Here is a 16,088-nt window from a genome sequence, read left to right on the forward strand (position 1 = left end):
GGGTCATGGATTTACAGGGTGTAGCCCTATTTTTAAATCATCGTTCATTAATAAAATTGTACCCGTCCTCAACTACTATGATTATAGTTGCTTGATAATGCCTTCCAGCTCATCGACCAAGCCTTTTGCCCGTTCAAAATCGGTATTTTTCAAAGCCAATTCAATCTGCATTTCAACAGCCTTTTTATTTTGTTCATTTTGCAAATAGTCTTTATCGAAATGACTGGCGTATATCATCTGTCTGAATTTGCGCATGCTCATTTTTCTGATCGTCTTATTCTCAATAATGAGTACATAATCCATACCGTTGACGACCGAATAGAAATCATGCGAAACCATGAGGATCGCGCCTTGATATTCTTCGATGGCTCTCTCCAGTGCAATCTGCGAATAGATATCCAGATGGCTTGTCGGTTCGTCAAGAAGCAACAGGTCAGCTTGCACCCCAGCAGCTTTAGCCAGTTGAAGCATGTTTTTTTCGCCGCCGGACAGTGATTCAATCTTTTGATCCAGGATTTCGCCTTCAAAGCCGTAGTTCACAAGATAGGCTCTGATCTCATCATACGTTTCAAACCCGGCATCAATGAATTCATGTAGGATTGTATTTGAATCTTTGAGCGTTTCGCCTTGAAGCTGTGATAAATAAGCCAATTTGAGATCCTCATTGATTTCGATGGATGGCTGATTGTTTTTAAAAATATCCCGAAGCAACGTTGTTTTTCCGGTACCATTGGGGCCGATGATGGCTACTTTATCTGTCGATTTGATCTCGAAGTTCACATCTTGCAGAACCAGTTCATCAAAGGAAACACTATAGTTATCGACCTTGATCGCGATGCCGTCTTCCACTTGATGATCCAGGCCAAACCGAATATTCGGCTGCTTGATGTCGACAAACGGTGCTTTGATTCTGCGCGCTTCCAAACGTTCTTGAAATTTCACTCTCGCTTTTAACGCTCTTCCTCTGGAAGCTTCCGAATTAATCGTTGCGATGGCTCTGAGATTTTCGATGACACCATCGTATCTTTCGATCTCTTCCGCTTCAGCAACTGCGATTTCCTGCAGTTCAATCTTCGTCTGAAGCAAGGAGAAATTATACTCGATATATCGTCCGTCAAACTCCTGAAGCTCCATGTTCTCAAGGTGAATGATTTTGTTGAAGCAATGATTCAACAGATAGCGGTTATGCGTAACGACGAGTAACATGCCTTTATGGGAATTAATCAATTTTTTTAACGCATTGAGATTTTCAAAGTCTAGAAATACATCCGGCTCATCCATGATCATCAGATCCGGACTGTGGAGCATTTCCTTCATGACTTGAATAAGCTTGAATTCCCCGCCGCTTAAGGACGATATGCTTGCATCCTTCAGCTTCATGAGGTTGGCCAGGTTTAGCTGTTTATGAATGGTGTTTTCATAATCATCTCCGCCCATGGCCTCCAGTGCGTCCAAAGCCAATTGCACTTTTTCCATCAGTGAATCCATATCCGATGTGTTGGCCATTTCCGCATAAATCGCTGTGATCTCATCCTGAAGCTTGATAAATTCTTCTGCGATATATTCAAAAACCGTCATTTCTGTCGTTGGGTCTACCTGTGAGAACTGACTCATATACCCGATTGTGCAATCCGGATCGATCTCCAGCTTCCCCTCGAACAAATGTCTTTCCGGGTCCATCAAGATTTCAATCAACGTACTCTTGCCACTACCGCTTGTGCCAATAAAAGCGCAGTGTTGGCCCTCTTCGAGGGTAAATGAAATGTCTTTGTAGAGTTCTTTTTGTGGAAACGAGAAGGATAGATTTTGGGCTTTAATCATGGTGTTACCTTTCTTGGTATCTAGAATAGTAATTTATTGTTTGGGGTTGTTACAGAACGTAAGTTTGAATAAACCTGAGGTTGTCGATTCTCAGCGTAACACTGATTGAGGGCAAGTACAATTGATTTGTATTTCTAGGCTCGAACCAAAGTTTGGCTATGTCGTATCTTGTGATACGACTCTAAGTGCTATTATGAAGAAACAAGTTTAGGACAGTCATTTTTTATCTTAACTTACTCCGTCTAGTAGCCATTAATAATGTAATTCTACTATATGAATTATCTGAAAGAAGTCACGTTAACTACGATCCGAAATGAATCTATCTCTAATTCTCAACACAGTTAAGTTACACCCTTAAACGCCAATATTTTACTTTATTATTCCCATTATTTCAAATTTAAACAAAATTAAGTTGATAAGCAAAGAAATGAAGTGTATTATATTGTAAAAAAAGGAGGTATTTTATGTTTAAGAGAAAAGGATTTCTATATTTGTTTTCTTTGGTACTATCACTATTTATACTCACCTCGGAGGTTAATGCAGAAAGGCTTAATGAACTAGAGATAGAATCAATCGTACCCTACAGTAATGAGATACATCTTGATTGGAATGATATTGGTAATACATATAATGTGTATCAAGATAAGAAATTGATATATTCAGGTTCAGATAGTAACTTCATAGTAGATTCATTAGACTCAGGTTCCCTCTATTCCTATAAAATTGAGGCAATTGATGAACAAGGAACTGTTATTGATAATTTAAGATTGCAAACATCTACAGATAAAGTAGATAAAAATATCAATGAGAATTTGAATGATCTCATCATTACAACTGTATTAAATGACAATAAGGTTAAAATTATTTGGGAAGATATTGATGGGATTAATACATTTCAAGTTTTCAAGAATGGTCAACTTATCAATACAGTAAAGGATAATGTTATAGAAGATGAGATAGAATCGAATTCTTTGACGTCTTATAACATAGTAGGAAAGAAACTTATTGATGAAGAAAGAATGACTGCTGTTAAAAAGTATATTGAAGAGAATTCTCTTAAGTTAACTCCTATTGAAGAAGATATGTTATTCTATGATGAAATCAGTCTAATAAAAGAGATTGATTCAACAGATATTAATCTGGCTACGAATAAAATTGATTTTTCCACACTTCAAAGCTCAACTTCAACGAAATCTTGGAGTATGAGATATACAACTTTTTTAGCAGATCCGTGGGTAAGCAATCCTAATATATTATCTAAATATGCTTGGTTTACAGGAGACAATAGAGGATTTACCGCCACAGGAAGTAGCTTTAGAACAAGAGCGGACATAAGCATTTGTTTTTGTTCTGCAGGTCGTTCCGTATCTTTGTCTAAGGCTGTAGGAACAACACATGGTTACGATTCAAACAAAAAATTCTTAGAGAGCGGTACTGCATCTTCTTCTGGAATAGAATTAAGTAATGTTGATACGAGCAATAGCTCTAAAATAACTTTCAAATTAAATCATGCAGTAGGTAATCCCTTAGTCACGGCTCTAGATATCGATTATGTTGTAAATGGGGAGTTCTACAGTAATGGAAATTATAAGCTTGCCGGAGAACATGATCAGGCACCCCATCATGAGGTTTATTTAATAGGAAATAATAGTGTGAGTTATCAAACAATGCACCAAGCTGAAAGCAAGGGTCTTTCTTACCTCGCTCCGCCTATGCCAAACAAGAAATGGTCTAAATCGAATTTCTAAAAACTGTTTAACAAACTCTTCTGGAATTAGAATGTCGAGAAGAGTTTGTTTTGTTATCAGGAGGTATATACAAATGAAAAGAGCACTTATTAATCTAATTTCAGCTCTATTATTTAATTTACTGTTGGCCTTTTGCTCTTATGTACCGCTAGATAAAAGACTTCCCAATTCGTCCTATTCATCATTTAGTGACACTTACTTATTGTTTTTCTTATACAGCTTTCCTTTATATTTTGTATTAGGATACATTTGTTCTGTTGTATTTGATAAATTAAAGATACAAACAAGAGGAGTACAATTCTACTTAGGCTTAGCTATTACTTATGCCTTGGCGATATGTATTTCATTTGCTTTTATTATTATTTTTTTCACCAATGAGATGGACAACAAGCTAGTTGTATTATTGTTTTGTTTCTTAGGTGCAGTTTTACATGGATTTGTCTCCGCACTTTTTAGATTCAGAATTCGTTAAGAGTACATTACATTAGAAATCATTGTCCCTAAACGTAAGATATTTTTCTTTTAGGAGCTTACGGCTCCAATATTATTAGTGTTTGTGGTACATTTCTCTGCGTTGTTTGTAACAGTACGATTAGAGCCATCCTTTGTCGGATGGCTCTTTCGTTATAAGTGATTACGGTCTACTGAATAGCTTCATTAATTTGATGTAAATCGGATGGACCATAAGACCTGTCGGGCTTACGGAGTATCTTTTTCCCGTATCCAAGCGGCGAATATGTTCCATTTCCTCTGCATTCAACTCAAAATCAAATAATTCACTGTTCTCTTTTATCCGCTCAGGATTTGACGATTTTGGGATCACAATAATGCCCCGCTCCAGATGCCAGCGCAAAATGACTTGTGCCACCGATTTTCGGTGTTTATTAGCGATTGCAAGCAGTTCGGGGTGCTCCAGCAATTCTTTGCTCCCCTGCCCCAGGCCTCGTGCAGAATCTGATTTTTCACCATATAATCATGCAACTCACGTTGTTGGAATTCCGGGTGTGTCTCGATCTGATTCACCATCGGCAAAATCCGGGCATGTTTCTTAAGATGCTCCAAATGCTTGATCTCAAAATTAGCTACGCCTATGACTTTGATCCGGCCTTCGTCGTATAACTCTTCCATCGCTCTCCAAGCATCCACATAATGGGCACCGGCAAAATGAATTAAATACATATCGAGATACGTTACGTTTAGTCTTTGGCAAGTTCGCTCAAATGTCTTTTTCGTCGCATGATATCCGAGATCCGTTGTCCAAGCTTTCGAGGTAATAAAGAAATCTTTCCGAGGAATGTCACTTTTTTGAATGACTCGGCCTAGCGCTACTTCATTTCCGTAAATTTTCGCTGTATCAAAATGGCGGTATCCGATTCGAATCGCCTCTTCAACCGTTTTTTCGAAAGATTCCCCCTGCTTGATCTTATATAGGCCGAATCCGAGTTGCGGAATATCGACTCCGTTTGCTGCTTGCATTGTACGTTTCATCAAATATCGTCCCTTTCATTGGTTCGGGATCGTGATTCCGTGGCTGGCTCCTCACATTGTTCAAATAGCTTATCAATTTCACTCGCCAAGTTTTTCAACGACTTCAGCTTGCTTCCGGCGTCCAGCCGATAAAAGTTACGCGTTCCTTCTTTGTGAACGCTGATAATCTGCGCGTCTTTCAGTATTTTCAAGTGATGTGATACAGCAGGCCGGGAGAGGTGTGTTTGCACTCTGATCTCACCCACACGCATGCCCGTTTTCTGCGGTCCTTGAATCAAAGCCAACAATAGCGCCTGCCGAGTCTCGTCTCCGATGGCATTCAGTACCTTCTGGTTGTTCTTAAATTCGGTCGCGATTGTATTCAAAAATTGCTGTTCGACGGGAATCTCCCCTTTTCGTTGAACCGTTTAATTCTTTTGACGAATATAAGATACCACGATCTCAGACACAGCAGCACTTCGGGAAAGAAATGCAAGAACAACATTTTTCCAATTTCACAGGATTTTTAGAAAAATTGCTGTGACTTGTGGTGATAAGGTTGACCATGTTATCTAGAGGGTCTCGTTTTATATGCTAGGCCATATTTTGAAAATCAAATGTGTTAAACTTAAACGAGCATTGCCCATCTATTCTAATGAATGCTACATAACTGAATGTAGGCCGTTTATACAACAAATATAGTTAGAAAGGAACTGCCATGAAGCGTTCTCTGAAGCAACCAATGAGGTCATTATTAATGCCTGTGATTCCCGGTGTAATCATGACGATTCTTATATTTTATTTGGATTACTTCCAATTCCAACTTGTTGAGAAGTTCATACTGTATGCGGCATTCGTCATCGTTCCTCTTGTCATTTTACTTTTGAGATATGATGCACAGAATAAACAGCAACGAATAATGTTTGTTCTTATGAAGTGGCTTCAATATCCGGCCGCGCTTCTTACCCTATTTTCCGTCATGAGCAATAAGATGTGGGGTTTCGAAGGCACAGCAATACCAGGCATGCTCTCCCTGGGTTGGCTACTGTTCACAGTACTGCTGGGCATCTATGGCTTGACCACGATTGTGATAGCTAAAGGAAAAGCAGCGGAAATAGCCATTGGCGCGGGACTTGTTTACTTTTTTATCGGGGGAATATGGTTTACGTTATATCAATATCAAGTGGATCTCTTCAATGCCAATGTTACTACGCATGCCTTAAGCTCGGTTCACTTTCATTTCTCATCTGCGATCGTTCCAATTTTCATTGGTGCACTGGGACGGATTATGGCGAAAAAAAACTGGTATCCCTGGGTCGTTGCCATCGATATTATCGGACCGCTATTGATTGCTTTTGGTATGATTTTCTCCAAACCGATCGAGTACGTTGGTGTCGCTTTGTTCGCTTGTAATATTGTGGTGTATACGGCTTATCTCCTGACTTACTTGAGGAAAAATAATTTAAATATGAAGGCAGCCTTCTTCCTGGGCCTTTCTTGTCTAGCCTTTTACACGGTTGTTGTCATCTCCATCTTCTATCCGTTACTGAAAAAGATGTACTCCTTAACCATACTCGACTTTATTCCTATTTACGGAGCTCTACACGCATTTGGTTTTGTCTTATGCGGATTGATTGGTTGGGTGTACATGGTAAACTCTATTCAGGAGAAAAAGATGGCCAAGGAGAATAGATGGGTTGGTACATCTTTATGAGTTGGGTGAACATGGTTTTAGGCTAACCCATCGGCTTCATAGGAGTAGTTTAGTCAGGTTCGTGCTATAATAGGGATCACATAAATAACATTCATCATTTGCCGAGATGGCGATGATTAAGGAGATTGAATCTTGACGAACAACCATGATAGTGGAGCAGTTAACGGACTACCAGAGAACTTTGAAGAGCTCAAACGAGCGGCTAATCGGTCTTCAAGCTGGAGAGACAGACTGAATGCGGTGAACGAATTGGGGAACTGGGACACAGAACCTACCATTAAGTTACTGCAGAATGTTTTGAAAAATGATCAAGTGTTCCAAGTGCGCGAAGCCGCATATCTCAAGCTCAAACAGTTGGGTGAAGAAGTACAAATGCCTGCCAAAAACAAAGGCGAGCTGTTTAAAGGTACGAACAAAATTTTGCTACGGATCAAAAAAAGCCTTCCCGAAGGTCACACATTTGAGGAATTCAAGGAAAAACTGCAAAAAACACGTCTGGATCTCTATGATACTTACGAGGGCGACAAAGATGCTGAGTTCGACTCCTGGCTCCATGGTATTTGGGAGACACTAGGTAGAAGATAAGATGGCTGCCGTTCACCGTATGAATAGCAGATTGCAAAATAATAGCCGAGTAAAAAGCCACTTCAAAAAATGGAGTGGCTTCTTTATTTCTTCAGGGTCATCTCCATCAGATCAATGTCACTAGAGCACCTGTTCATAAAACATCCTTCTTCCTGTATATCCCAATACATTTATTTACTAGTATAATAGTGGAAACCAAAAAACATTTTGAAATAGAAGGAGAGCTGTTATGGAATATCATGTATCCATACATGGGAATGATCAAGGAAAAGGAACCGCAGATCAACCCCTTCGTACCATATCACGCGCTGCGGCTCATGCCATGGCTGGTGATACCGTTATTGTTCATGCGGGAGTATACAGAGAATGGGTTAACCCAGCGAATGGAGGAACAGCCGAGCATCGAATCGTGTATCGATCCGCAGGAGACGGTGAAGTCGTCATTACAGGAGCTGAGCGGGTTACCGACTGGAAAGCTGAAGGAAATGACGTTTGGAGCACAGAAGTGCTGAATTCCATCTTTTCCGTTCGTAATCCCTTTGAAGTGGAGCTTAGTGGAGACTGGTTGTTCGACGGGCCCTTCCCAGTTCATCTCGGCGATGTCTATTTGGATGGAAAGTCATTGTATGAATGTGCTAATGTTGAAAGCGTTCACAATCCGGAGGTTTGGCCCGAAGCCAAGTATTCCGAGGATTCACTGTTGAAATGGTATGCCGAGGTCGATTCTACGACGACGAAGATTTGGGCTAATTTTGGCGGAAAAGATCCTAGAAAAGAAAATGTAGAAATTAATGTACGTCCTTATTGCTTCTGGCCTGAGAAGCCAGGATTGAACTATATCACCGTGAGTGGCTTCATATTGCGTCAAGCTTCGCCTCAATGGGCGCCACCTACGGACTACCAGGAAGGTCTGATCGGACCACACTGGAGCAAGGGCTGGATTATCGAAAACAATATAATCAGTGAATCCAAATGTGTTGGTATTAGCCTAGGTACCGAAATGGGTACAGGGCACACCAACTCTTTGGAAAAGCGCAGTAAAGGTGGGACACAACGGGAGCAGGAAGTTATTTTACGAGCATTACGCTCCGGCTGGCATAAAGATCACGTCGGCAGTCACATCGTTCGAGGGAATATAATTCATGATTGTGAGCAGGCAGGTATTGTGGGTCATATGGGCGCAGCTTTCAGCCACATTTACCAGAACCGGATTTATAACATTCATCATAAACGGCTCAGACATGGTGCCGAAGTCGCCGGAATTAAACTGCATGCTGCACTAGATACTCAAATTAGCGAAAATATAATGTACAGTTGTTACCGAGCGCTTTGGCTTGACTGGCAGGCACAGGGCACTCGCATCAGCCGCAATGTATTTTTTGACAACATTTCAGAAGACCTCTTCGTTGAGGTGTGCCATGGTCCATATATGGTGGATCACAATCTATTCCTCTCACCTATGAATTTCAGAAATATGGCTCAGGGCGGGGCATTTGCCCATAATTTATTTGCAGGCCGATTTGTCGTTCGTTCCGAGATCACACGGATTACGCCATATCACTTCCCTCATGAGACAGCCATGGCGGGATACTCCAATATCACTGGAGGCGACGACAGGTACTACAACAATATCTTCTTGGGTGATAATGACGCCGACGCCAATAAGGAACCTGTTCCAATCACCTTTTTTGAACATCTTCCCCTCAAACCAAGGGATGCCGTTGGAGAGAACGGGAAGACGGTCATGGATGGTGTGCCGGACGATTCCATTTGTTATCTGCATGCTGTCGGACTTGGCGGCTACGATCAACATCCGAATGTCAAAGATAAGAAGTGGTGGGAATACACCAAAGAAGAGCTTATGGAGCTTGGTGATGCTGCAAAGGATTTCTTTATAGGAAACGCTGTTCTTCCGGTAGCTATGGGTGGCAATGTATATCTCAACCATGCGGTTCCAAGTGCTCACGAATCCGATGGGAAGGTCTCTAAACAGAAGGGCATAAACGTTGAGATTGATCCTGCTCTAGGTAAGGTGCAGATTCAGATCAATGAGGCCGAATTGCTTCGAGGTACCTCTGCCATGGTGATTACTACCGACCTGCTCGGAAAAACGTATCACGCCGATATGAAGTACGAGGAACCCGACAGCACTCCCTATCGCTTAGATTCTGACTTTATCGGCACAAAAAGACCGGATGCAGATGTTACACCAGGTCCGTTTGAGTTAAGGGAGAAGGGTATTGTTGAGTTTGGGATTTAGTTTGTTATTGAGGGTCCAGTCACCCAAAGTGACTGGATCTTTTTTGTGTGAAGCCTATATTCCGATAATCAGGAAATAAGGCTCTAATTGAAACGAGGCTCTGATTTTATTTGGGATAGCCTCTTACTTCAAAACATAAGAAAATAAGTGTGAAGATCACTTTTGACTTGCAACTGCTCAACGGAACTTTTTTTCTCTAAATACTATATTGTAACTTTACATGGAAATTAAAAATACATATATATTAATATATATGTATTTTATTGTATATTTACAATTTAAATAAAAATGGTAATATATCCAAAGGGAATAACAGTAAGTATTACATAAAATTATATTTAGGAGGAGAATAACTTGATCAAAAATAAAATTTTATCACTGTTGCTTTGTGTTTCTTTGTTCGCAGTATCCACTCCACAAACATTTGCTAACGGTGCAGTTGATCCAAATCCCAACACTGAAAGAGTGCTCACTGAAAAAATAAAGAGTGATACTTTAGAGATAATAGAAAACTCTAGAGGTTCAAATAGTGTCCAACCTCAGAGTGAAGTTCGTCCAGCTAATATCTTTAGGATTGTTATGGAGGCAGCTAAATTGCTCTTTGGAGCAACTAAAACATATAATAAAGTTACAGAGGCCTATGTTGAGAATGCTATCGAAAATGAGTTTAAAGATGAACTTCCTTTCTTAGTCACTCGGAATTCTTTAATTGAGGAATTTTGGCTTATTGGCACGAATGAATATGTGGAACTTAAATTCGGTACTAGTGACCGAGGATTAGAACATATCTTAAGCAAACATCATCCAAAATATTGGACTGGTCTAGGATACAGAGAATATAATTCATTTTTCAACGACACCACCAGCATGAGAGATATTATAAGTATTATTGCAGTAGTAGCAAATCAAACCCAAAACAATAAAAATAAAATAATCGCAAACAACAGTGGTAACGTTTCAGTAGATGGTACTTATGACGGTAAAAAGTATAGACTTGTTGTTAGTAGCGACTATGAAGTAGTAACTTTATATCCTTTGGGCTGGAACGTAGCTGAATCTAAATAATTTTTAATAAATATATTTCGTTAAGAGGATCGATATTTGGAGGGCTTATGGTTTCCATTCAAACGTTTCTTATTCCACCGCAACAATCACTTCCAGAAGTATATTCTTGTATGGGGACTGAAGAGTTGCGAGAGCTTTTTGTCGCAGTTGAACATTTTGAAAGTTTATATGTTGGCCAGAGTGATGAAATTCCTATGAAGAGTAATGAGCTTAATATTGCCGTTATTGTTCAAGATACTCACCAACTACTGATTGGATTTGAACAGTGGGGATTAGATTTGTGGGGATGCTATTTGTCAGTCTTAAAAATTTATATTGAAAGTGGATTTGAATATGGTGAAGGAATATACGGTATCGATCCAAAGTTGATATGCTTTAAAAAGATTGATAATAGGTTGATAGAAGTAACTCTAAAATATGATCCATTGCACGTAGAAAAGACTATATCTCAATTTATTTTAGAAGAACGTGATTTTCTTCAACAACTCATTACTGGAGCATCCAATTTTTATGCTTATATGAATAGCTACAATATCCATACAAGTAAAAAAACACTGAACTTCCTCTCTCAAACAATAGAGTTGTTAAAACAAACATATTCGAAAGAATTGTGAGGCGATTTTTTGCATGCGAAGATTAAAAGTATTTAGTATTGTTTGTGTTCTTTTCTTTGGAATTTCTACCACTATCTTTGCTAATGAGTCTACTTCAAATAGTGAAGCTTCGGAATTTATATTGAGAGAGTATCTTGAGGCCTCGGTTAATCAAGACTATGAGAGACTTAGTAGATTGACTGAAGACCATCGTTATAACAGTTTAGAAGAGAAGCAACAAGAGTATAAATCTTCTCTGGAGAATCCTTCAGAAGTACCTCTTTCATTTACAATCATTGATCAACAAAGAGTTAGTGATAAGGAATATAATTATAGTGTGAAGCTAGAATTTCCAGACAATGAAATAATAAACCTACCAATAAACATGAAAAATATCAATGAAAACTGGAAAGTAATTATAAGTACACAGCCAGTCAACGAGCAAAAGGGTTACGAAATAATAGAGCACGCTGATGACAATCTGATGATCCAAAAGAATCAAGCCCTAGCTGAACCTCAGCCTAGCACAAAATGCACTTGGAGCTTTTCAGAGAGAGTAGATGGACGCACATTCACCTCTTTGTGCAAAAAATTCGACTTATCTACCAAAGACTATAGAACAACTCTAAATCTTCAACAGTATAACGATCATAAAGATAAAATTATTCCTCTTATTAAATATGAAATATTTGAAACTAAGTTCTTTGGAGATAATCTTTGGGGATACACTGATGTATACGGAGAAAAAAAAGGAGTTGGCTTCAAAGCTGAAATTTTTGGAGATACTTTAAAAGCAACTAACTGTTATATCAAATTTTCAATTGAAAATAGCAAGAATACAGTTACTACCTTTAAAGGATTTGGGGAATTATATAGTTTCTGACCAAATGGGGCTGCCCATTTCATATTAATTAGAATGTCGACACCCCAAATCATTACAATTATTTATCATCCTTTATGTACATTAGATTAGACGTAAAGGCTCGTAATTACGTAGGGAGAGTAAATTATCCTACTTATACGAGCCTTTTGTTTGTTTCAGAACGATTCAACACATTGCTTTTGGAGAAGTTTGGTGATTTCATTCCTTTTTTCTTGGCTTCCCTCTCAAGGACATATATGTCCCAATCCTTAGGACATATTCCACTGGTCCGCTACTAAATTTTTTGAGATATAGATGACTGAACAATAATTGAATACCATATACAGAGAGTGCAATAATCACTCCAGCAAATACTCCAGCACGGCCAAACAGCCCCAATCCATATCCATAATAAATCGTTGTACAGATTACACTCTGCATTAGATAATTGGTCAATGAGAGACGACCAACCGCCTCGAACTTGACGAATATACTAGCTCGACTGTTTACAGAATAAAGTAGAGCAAACAAGTAAATGTAGCCTAGTGCGAGCAGTATCCCTCCCAACATCGATCCAAATTCGATGCACAACCAGTCTTCGGCATTGAATTTGGGTCGTAGCACACTATAAACTTTAAGCAGCAAACCGATTGGTAGCAGAAACAAAGCACGGCGAATATACATAGATCGCATCGCTAGTGGATCATTAAATGTACCAATTCTAGCAGCACGCATGCCAAGCAGAAACATTGGTAGTGTCATAAGAGGAGCTAACACCAAGGCTAACAGGAGTATCCCTTTATCCGACTCCCCACCGAATGGACTAACACTATTACTAAAATCTCTAATCTCTGTGTAGCTACCGTTTCCAAAAACATTCTGACTCTGTATGATATAACTCTCCATATGTGTCGATACATCAGCAATTGGATTCATTGGATTGAACTTCAGAATATCCAGCAATCCAACTCCGGTGAGTAGCATTAACGCCAAGATAAATAACGTTTTTGGATTTCGATTTAGAAACAGAAGCAAGAAGAATCCGAGTACACCGTAGATCGTCAAGATATCCCCTTCCCATAGATAAGTTATGTGAAGTATCCCAATAACCAACAACAGTAGGAAACGACGAGCCAAATGGTATTTCGGTCGTAAATCTCGTGATTCTAGACTTTCAGCCAGCTTAATCATTCCAAAACCGAACATAAATGCAAAAATCGGCATAAAACTACCCACCACAGTGATAAGAAGTAAGGAGTGAAGAGTGCGGTCTGCACCATCGATTCCTAACAGTTGGGGTTCACTCTGTCCAAACATTCCGTATTGGAAAGCCAGCATATTCGCCAACACAATGCCTATCAGACTGAATCCACGTAGCCCATCAATTAATTGGACGCGATTTTTTGATGAGTTCAAACAATCACCTCTTTTTTTATAATCGGCCTTATATCTATCCTTTTATTTACTGTAGATTTTTCAAATCCTATATAGATTAAAAATAGAGACTTACTTAGGCAACATTTCTTTTTATAAAAAGTGCTTGAGGGCTGAGACCTAGTATTTCTCCTCGCTCTTCATTCAAATTCAGTTTACATGGTATCATATAAAATTAAAAATTTAATTGATTACTTAATGAAAGAACTCTCACTTGCTTGTGTGACAGTCTTTATAACCAATAGGCAGGGCAGTCCCTCCTCACGAAGTGGGTACACTTCCACGCTCGGAAAGTATAAAATGTAGAAATTTCTCCCTTACTTGTGGTATGGTTCACCCCGATTTATCTTCACTGCACGATAAATCTGTTCCACCAGCACCAGCCGCATAAGCTGATGCGGCAGGGTCATGCGCCCGAAGCTTAAGCGCTGCTTCGCGCGGCGCAACACCTCATCGGAGAGCCCATGGCTTCCTCCGATGACAAACACGACATGGCTCGTCCCATATGTGCCGAGCTTGTCGATCTCTACAGCCAGCTCCTCTGAACTCCAGAGCTGGCCATCCAGTGCGAGCGCGACGACGTGCGCCTCGCTCTTCACATGCGCGAGGATGCGTTCGCCCTCGCGCTCTTTTACCGCCCTTACCTCGGCTTCGCTCAGGGTATCGGGCGCTTTCTCGTCTGCGACCTCGATCATCTGAAACTTGATGTACGGGGCGAGCCGCTTGGCATATTCCTGAATGCCCAGCGTTAAATATTTTTCCTTCAATTTGCCTACGCCAATAATTTGAATCAACATATGATCATTCCTCCTGAATCGTCCTCTTGCCATCCATCTATATGTTAGATGCTTCAATCGCATCGTTTATCCACACCATAATCATTCCAAACTCTAACGATCACCACAAACCTTATTCAGCTCGAATCGCCCACTTTTAAAATCTCCCACGCCACAGCCGCTCGCTCCCTACAAACGCAAAAAGAGCGCTCAACACGCTCTCTCTGCACCTTGCTGTGATGTTCATACCGGATCAAACCAAGTCTAACGCCAGGAGCAGTACCGCTGCCATTCCATGCACAACACATATCATAGCAACATCCAATAGCACCCCTGGCGGCCTGCTCTACAGTACGCTAAACGACAAGGAATTCCGCGTGCTGATCGCACTCAGCGCATTTGGCAGGCGGGTCCCAGTCGGCAAATTCCGTCTCCTTCAGATCCACGATATCTGGAGCGTCCTCATATTCATCTACAAACATGTCGATGGCAATGTCCACGTGTTCTTTGCATACAACGTACATCCGTCAAGCATCCTTTCTGTCACCAGCTATGTTCCCGATTCACAACCGCTTATCCCATTACAGGATAGCCACTTCTCAGTTCTATCACACCTGCCGCGGAAAAGAAACCCCCACCTCGCAGATCGGCGCAAAAACTTGCCACTCTTGCACCAAAAAAAGCCTCTTCCTCAAGATGTGCACATCTATCTTTCCCATAAGATCAAAAAAGCACCCCCTCAACAATACCCACTCACAGGTATCCTTGCTGGAATGCTTCAACTTTAATTTTAACTTCAAGCGTACATTCGCACTTTTGCTCTTACCCTAACTCTACCCTTGTCGTTGCCTTTACTCTATCTCTGATCTTGTCCTTACTCTTATCTTTACCTTACGGTATACTTACCCCTCAGCTCCCAGCCTACTCCAATCCCGACTGAGCCTTCGTGAGCAATTTCCCGCCTTGAAAAGCAATTACCGCGTTGCCGCCGTTGCCAGCTGTGCCTTTATAGTTGTACACCACCATGTTCTCGGCTTCACTTAGTGCTTCACCTTCACCGCCTAGAATGTTGATGACCTCTTCCACGGTCATGCCAACCTCCAGCTTCTCATACTGGGCAAACGTAATCAGTACCCCGTCTCCTTTTCCAGCAGACCCGTTGTTTCCTCCAGCTGTCGGTGTTTTGCCACTCGTCCCTTGTCCAGCAACGCCAGCTGTACCAAATTCATTCAGCTTTTTCTCAAGTGCAGCAATTTTCTGTGCCTGCTCATCACTTTTAATTCCCTGCTCAGTCAGCTTTTTCTCCAGGCCAGCAATCTTCTCCTGCAACGCGCTCGTATCTACTGATGCAGCTGGTGTGCTCTCCGATCCACAAGCAGATAACAACAGCATCGATAGTGCCAAGCTTGTTCCTCCAAGTACCTTTTTCTTCAACAGATTCATGTCCGAATCCCTCCATTTTCAGATTAGCTAGCCAGATCACACGTTATCCAGCTGTTATTTGCAACAACGATCTATGTAAACACATTAAGAACAGTTTACCATACAGGCGAACAAATGTATCTGCGCCTTTCGCTCCAAGTCTTTCTGTCTATATAAATTGAACTAAAGATTTTACACAGTCCACTCCGATGACAGAATAACCTGGAAAGTAGCGGTTATCCCCAGATTTTTTTTAATTCCCTTTTCCAAAGGGAAAATCCGGTGATAAGCGTATGCTTTCGATGTAGCTTTCTTGCAGAAAGCTTTCAGGCGAGCGCTTC

The 16,088-nt window shown here is 40.5% G+C and carries 16 protein-coding genes; 8 read left to right on the forward strand and 8 right to left on the reverse strand.

Going from position 1 to position 16,088, the window contains the following annotated elements; translation table 11 throughout:
- Positions 1 to 81: 81 nt before the first annotated feature.
- On the reverse strand, positions 82 to 1,821 hold the full coding sequence (locus MKY23_RS28255; protein ID WP_154985172.1) for an ABC-F family ATP-binding cassette domain-containing protein: 1,740 nt from the start codon (positions 1,819 to 1,821) through the stop codon (positions 82 to 84).
- Positions 1,822 to 2,285: 464 nt separating this feature from the next.
- On the opposite strand from MKY23_RS28255, the gene MKY23_RS28260 reads away from it, so the two are divergent.
- Positions 2,286 to 3,569, forward strand: a complete 1,284-nt coding sequence (locus tag MKY23_RS28260) for a hypothetical protein (RefSeq protein ID WP_154889706.1) — start codon at positions 2,286 to 2,288, stop codon at positions 3,567 to 3,569.
- 73 nt (positions 3,570 to 3,642) lie between these two features.
- The gene (locus MKY23_RS28265) at positions 3,643 to 4,041 is read left to right on the forward strand and encodes a hypothetical protein (protein WP_154889704.1); all 399 of its coding nucleotides are present in this window, start codon (positions 3,643 to 3,645) and stop codon (positions 4,039 to 4,041) included.
- 162 nt (positions 4,042 to 4,203) lie between these two features.
- Here the strand turns inward: MKY23_RS28265 and MKY23_RS28270 are convergent, their stop codons facing one another.
- The 3 genes from MKY23_RS28270 to MKY23_RS28280 are packed head-to-tail and all read right to left on the reverse strand — an operon-like array spanning position 4,204 to position 5,443.
- Positions 4,204 to 4,488: an aldo/keto reductase gene (locus tag MKY23_RS28270; protein ID WP_318294955.1), complete on the reverse strand. Its 285-nt coding sequence runs from the start codon at positions 4,486 to 4,488 to the stop codon at positions 4,204 to 4,206.
- On the reverse strand, positions 4,389 to 5,057 hold the full coding sequence (locus tag MKY23_RS28275; RefSeq protein WP_339834248.1) for an aldo/keto reductase: 669 nt from the start codon (positions 5,055 to 5,057) through the stop codon (positions 4,389 to 4,391). Before MKY23_RS28275 ends, MKY23_RS28270 begins: the two co-directional genes overlap by 100 nt.
- Positions 5,057 to 5,443 (reverse strand): metalloregulator ArsR/SmtB family transcription factor, encoded by a 387-nt coding sequence (locus MKY23_RS28280; RefSeq protein WP_261769315.1) that lies wholly within the window; start codon positions 5,441 to 5,443, stop codon positions 5,057 to 5,059. The genes MKY23_RS28275 and MKY23_RS28280 overlap by 1 nt, the downstream gene beginning before the upstream one ends.
- A 335-nt stretch (positions 5,444 to 5,778) precedes the next feature.
- On the opposite strand from MKY23_RS28280, the gene MKY23_RS28285 reads away from it, so the two are divergent.
- From MKY23_RS28285 to MKY23_RS28310, 6 genes are all read left to right on the forward strand, one after another.
- Positions 5,779 to 6,750, forward strand: coding sequence for a YndJ family protein (locus MKY23_RS28285; RefSeq protein WP_261769290.1), 972 nt, complete (start codon positions 5,779 to 5,781; stop codon positions 6,748 to 6,750).
- A gap of 132 nt (positions 6,751 to 6,882) precedes the next feature.
- The gene (locus MKY23_RS28290) at positions 6,883 to 7,335 is read left to right on the forward strand and encodes a HEAT repeat domain-containing protein (protein WP_154889698.1); all 453 of its coding nucleotides are present in this window, start codon (positions 6,883 to 6,885) and stop codon (positions 7,333 to 7,335) included.
- A 229-nt stretch (positions 7,336 to 7,564) separates the two neighbouring features.
- Entirely contained in the window at positions 7,565 to 9,595 is a 2,031-nt protein-coding gene (locus MKY23_RS28295; protein ID WP_339834252.1) for a right-handed parallel beta-helix repeat-containing protein, read from the forward strand.
- Between the two features lie 354 nt (positions 9,596 to 9,949).
- On the forward strand, positions 9,950 to 10,660 hold the full coding sequence (locus MKY23_RS28300; protein WP_154889694.1) for a hypothetical protein: 711 nt from the start codon (positions 9,950 to 9,952) through the stop codon (positions 10,658 to 10,660).
- Between the two features lie 47 nt (positions 10,661 to 10,707).
- On the forward strand, positions 10,708 to 11,274 hold the full coding sequence (locus tag MKY23_RS28305) for a hypothetical protein (protein WP_154889691.1): 567 nt from the start codon (positions 10,708 to 10,710) through the stop codon (positions 11,272 to 11,274).
- Between the two features lie 13 nt (positions 11,275 to 11,287).
- A complete protein-coding gene (locus tag MKY23_RS28310; protein WP_154889689.1) occupies positions 11,288 to 12,136 on the forward strand; it encodes a hypothetical protein in 849 nt (282 codons plus the stop codon).
- A 198-nt stretch (positions 12,137 to 12,334) separates the two neighbouring features.
- Here MKY23_RS28310 and MKY23_RS28315 read toward each other — a convergent pair whose 3' ends face one another.
- The 4 genes from MKY23_RS28315 to MKY23_RS28330 form a co-directional block, all read right to left on the reverse strand.
- Entirely contained in the window at positions 12,335 to 13,531 is a 1,197-nt protein-coding gene (locus MKY23_RS28315; protein ID WP_308723238.1) for a DUF418 domain-containing protein, read from the reverse strand.
- A 335-nt stretch (positions 13,532 to 13,866) separates the two neighbouring features.
- Positions 13,867 to 14,346: a 23S rRNA (pseudouridine(1915)-N(3))-methyltransferase RlmH gene (gene rlmH / locus MKY23_RS28320; RefSeq protein ID WP_123067026.1), complete on the reverse strand. Its 480-nt coding sequence runs from the start codon at positions 14,344 to 14,346 to the stop codon at positions 13,867 to 13,869.
- Positions 14,347 to 14,681: 335 nt separating this feature from the next.
- Positions 14,682 to 14,849: a CxxH/CxxC protein gene (locus MKY23_RS28325; RefSeq protein WP_090923561.1), complete on the reverse strand. Its 168-nt coding sequence runs from the start codon at positions 14,847 to 14,849 to the stop codon at positions 14,682 to 14,684.
- Between the two features lie 397 nt (positions 14,850 to 15,246).
- A complete protein-coding gene (locus MKY23_RS28330) occupies positions 15,247 to 15,768 on the reverse strand; it encodes a hypothetical protein (protein ID WP_339834265.1) in 522 nt (173 codons plus the stop codon).
- Positions 15,769 to 16,088 lie beyond the last annotated feature (320 nt).

It is taken from the genome of Paenibacillus sp. FSL R7-0272 (genome assembly GCF_037969905.1).
In the GTDB taxonomy this organism is placed as follows: Bacteria; Bacillota; Bacilli; order Paenibacillales; family Paenibacillaceae; genus Paenibacillus; species Paenibacillus polysaccharolyticus.

Bases quoted from the DNA above. Each gene is read 5' to 3' on its own strand.
- MKY23_RS28305 (WP_154889691.1), top strand. From the start codon at position 10,708: ATGGTTTCCATTCAAACGTTTCTTATTCCACCGCAACAATCACTTCCA.
- MKY23_RS28325 (WP_090923561.1), bottom strand. From the start codon at position 14,849: ATGTACGTTGTATGCAAAGAACACGTGGACATTGCCATCGACATGTTT.
- MKY23_RS28260 (WP_154889706.1), top strand. From the start codon at position 2,286: ATGTTTAAGAGAAAAGGATTTCTATATTTGTTTTCTTTGGTACTATCA.
- MKY23_RS28295 (WP_339834252.1), top strand. From the start codon at position 7,565: ATGGAATATCATGTATCCATACATGGGAATGATCAAGGAAAAGGAACC.
- MKY23_RS28275 (WP_339834248.1), bottom strand. From the start codon at position 5,057: ATGAAACGTACAATGCAAGCAGCAAACGGAGTCGATATTCCGCAACTC.
- MKY23_RS28310 (WP_154889689.1), top strand. From the start codon at position 11,288: ATGCGAAGATTAAAAGTATTTAGTATTGTTTGTGTTCTTTTCTTTGGA.
- rlmH (WP_123067026.1), bottom strand. From the start codon at position 14,346: ATGTTGATTCAAATTATTGGCGTAGGCAAATTGAAGGAAAAATATTTA.
- MKY23_RS28330 (WP_339834265.1), bottom strand. From the start codon at position 15,768: ATGAATCTGTTGAAGAAAAAGGTACTTGGAGGAACAAGCTTGGCACTA.
- MKY23_RS28255 (WP_154985172.1), bottom strand. From the start codon at position 1,821: ATGATTAAAGCCCAAAATCTATCCTTCTCGTTTCCACAAAAAGAACTC.
- MKY23_RS28265 (WP_154889704.1), top strand. From the start codon at position 3,643: ATGAAAAGAGCACTTATTAATCTAATTTCAGCTCTATTATTTAATTTA.
- MKY23_RS28285 (WP_261769290.1), top strand. From the start codon at position 5,779: ATGAGGTCATTATTAATGCCTGTGATTCCCGGTGTAATCATGACGATT.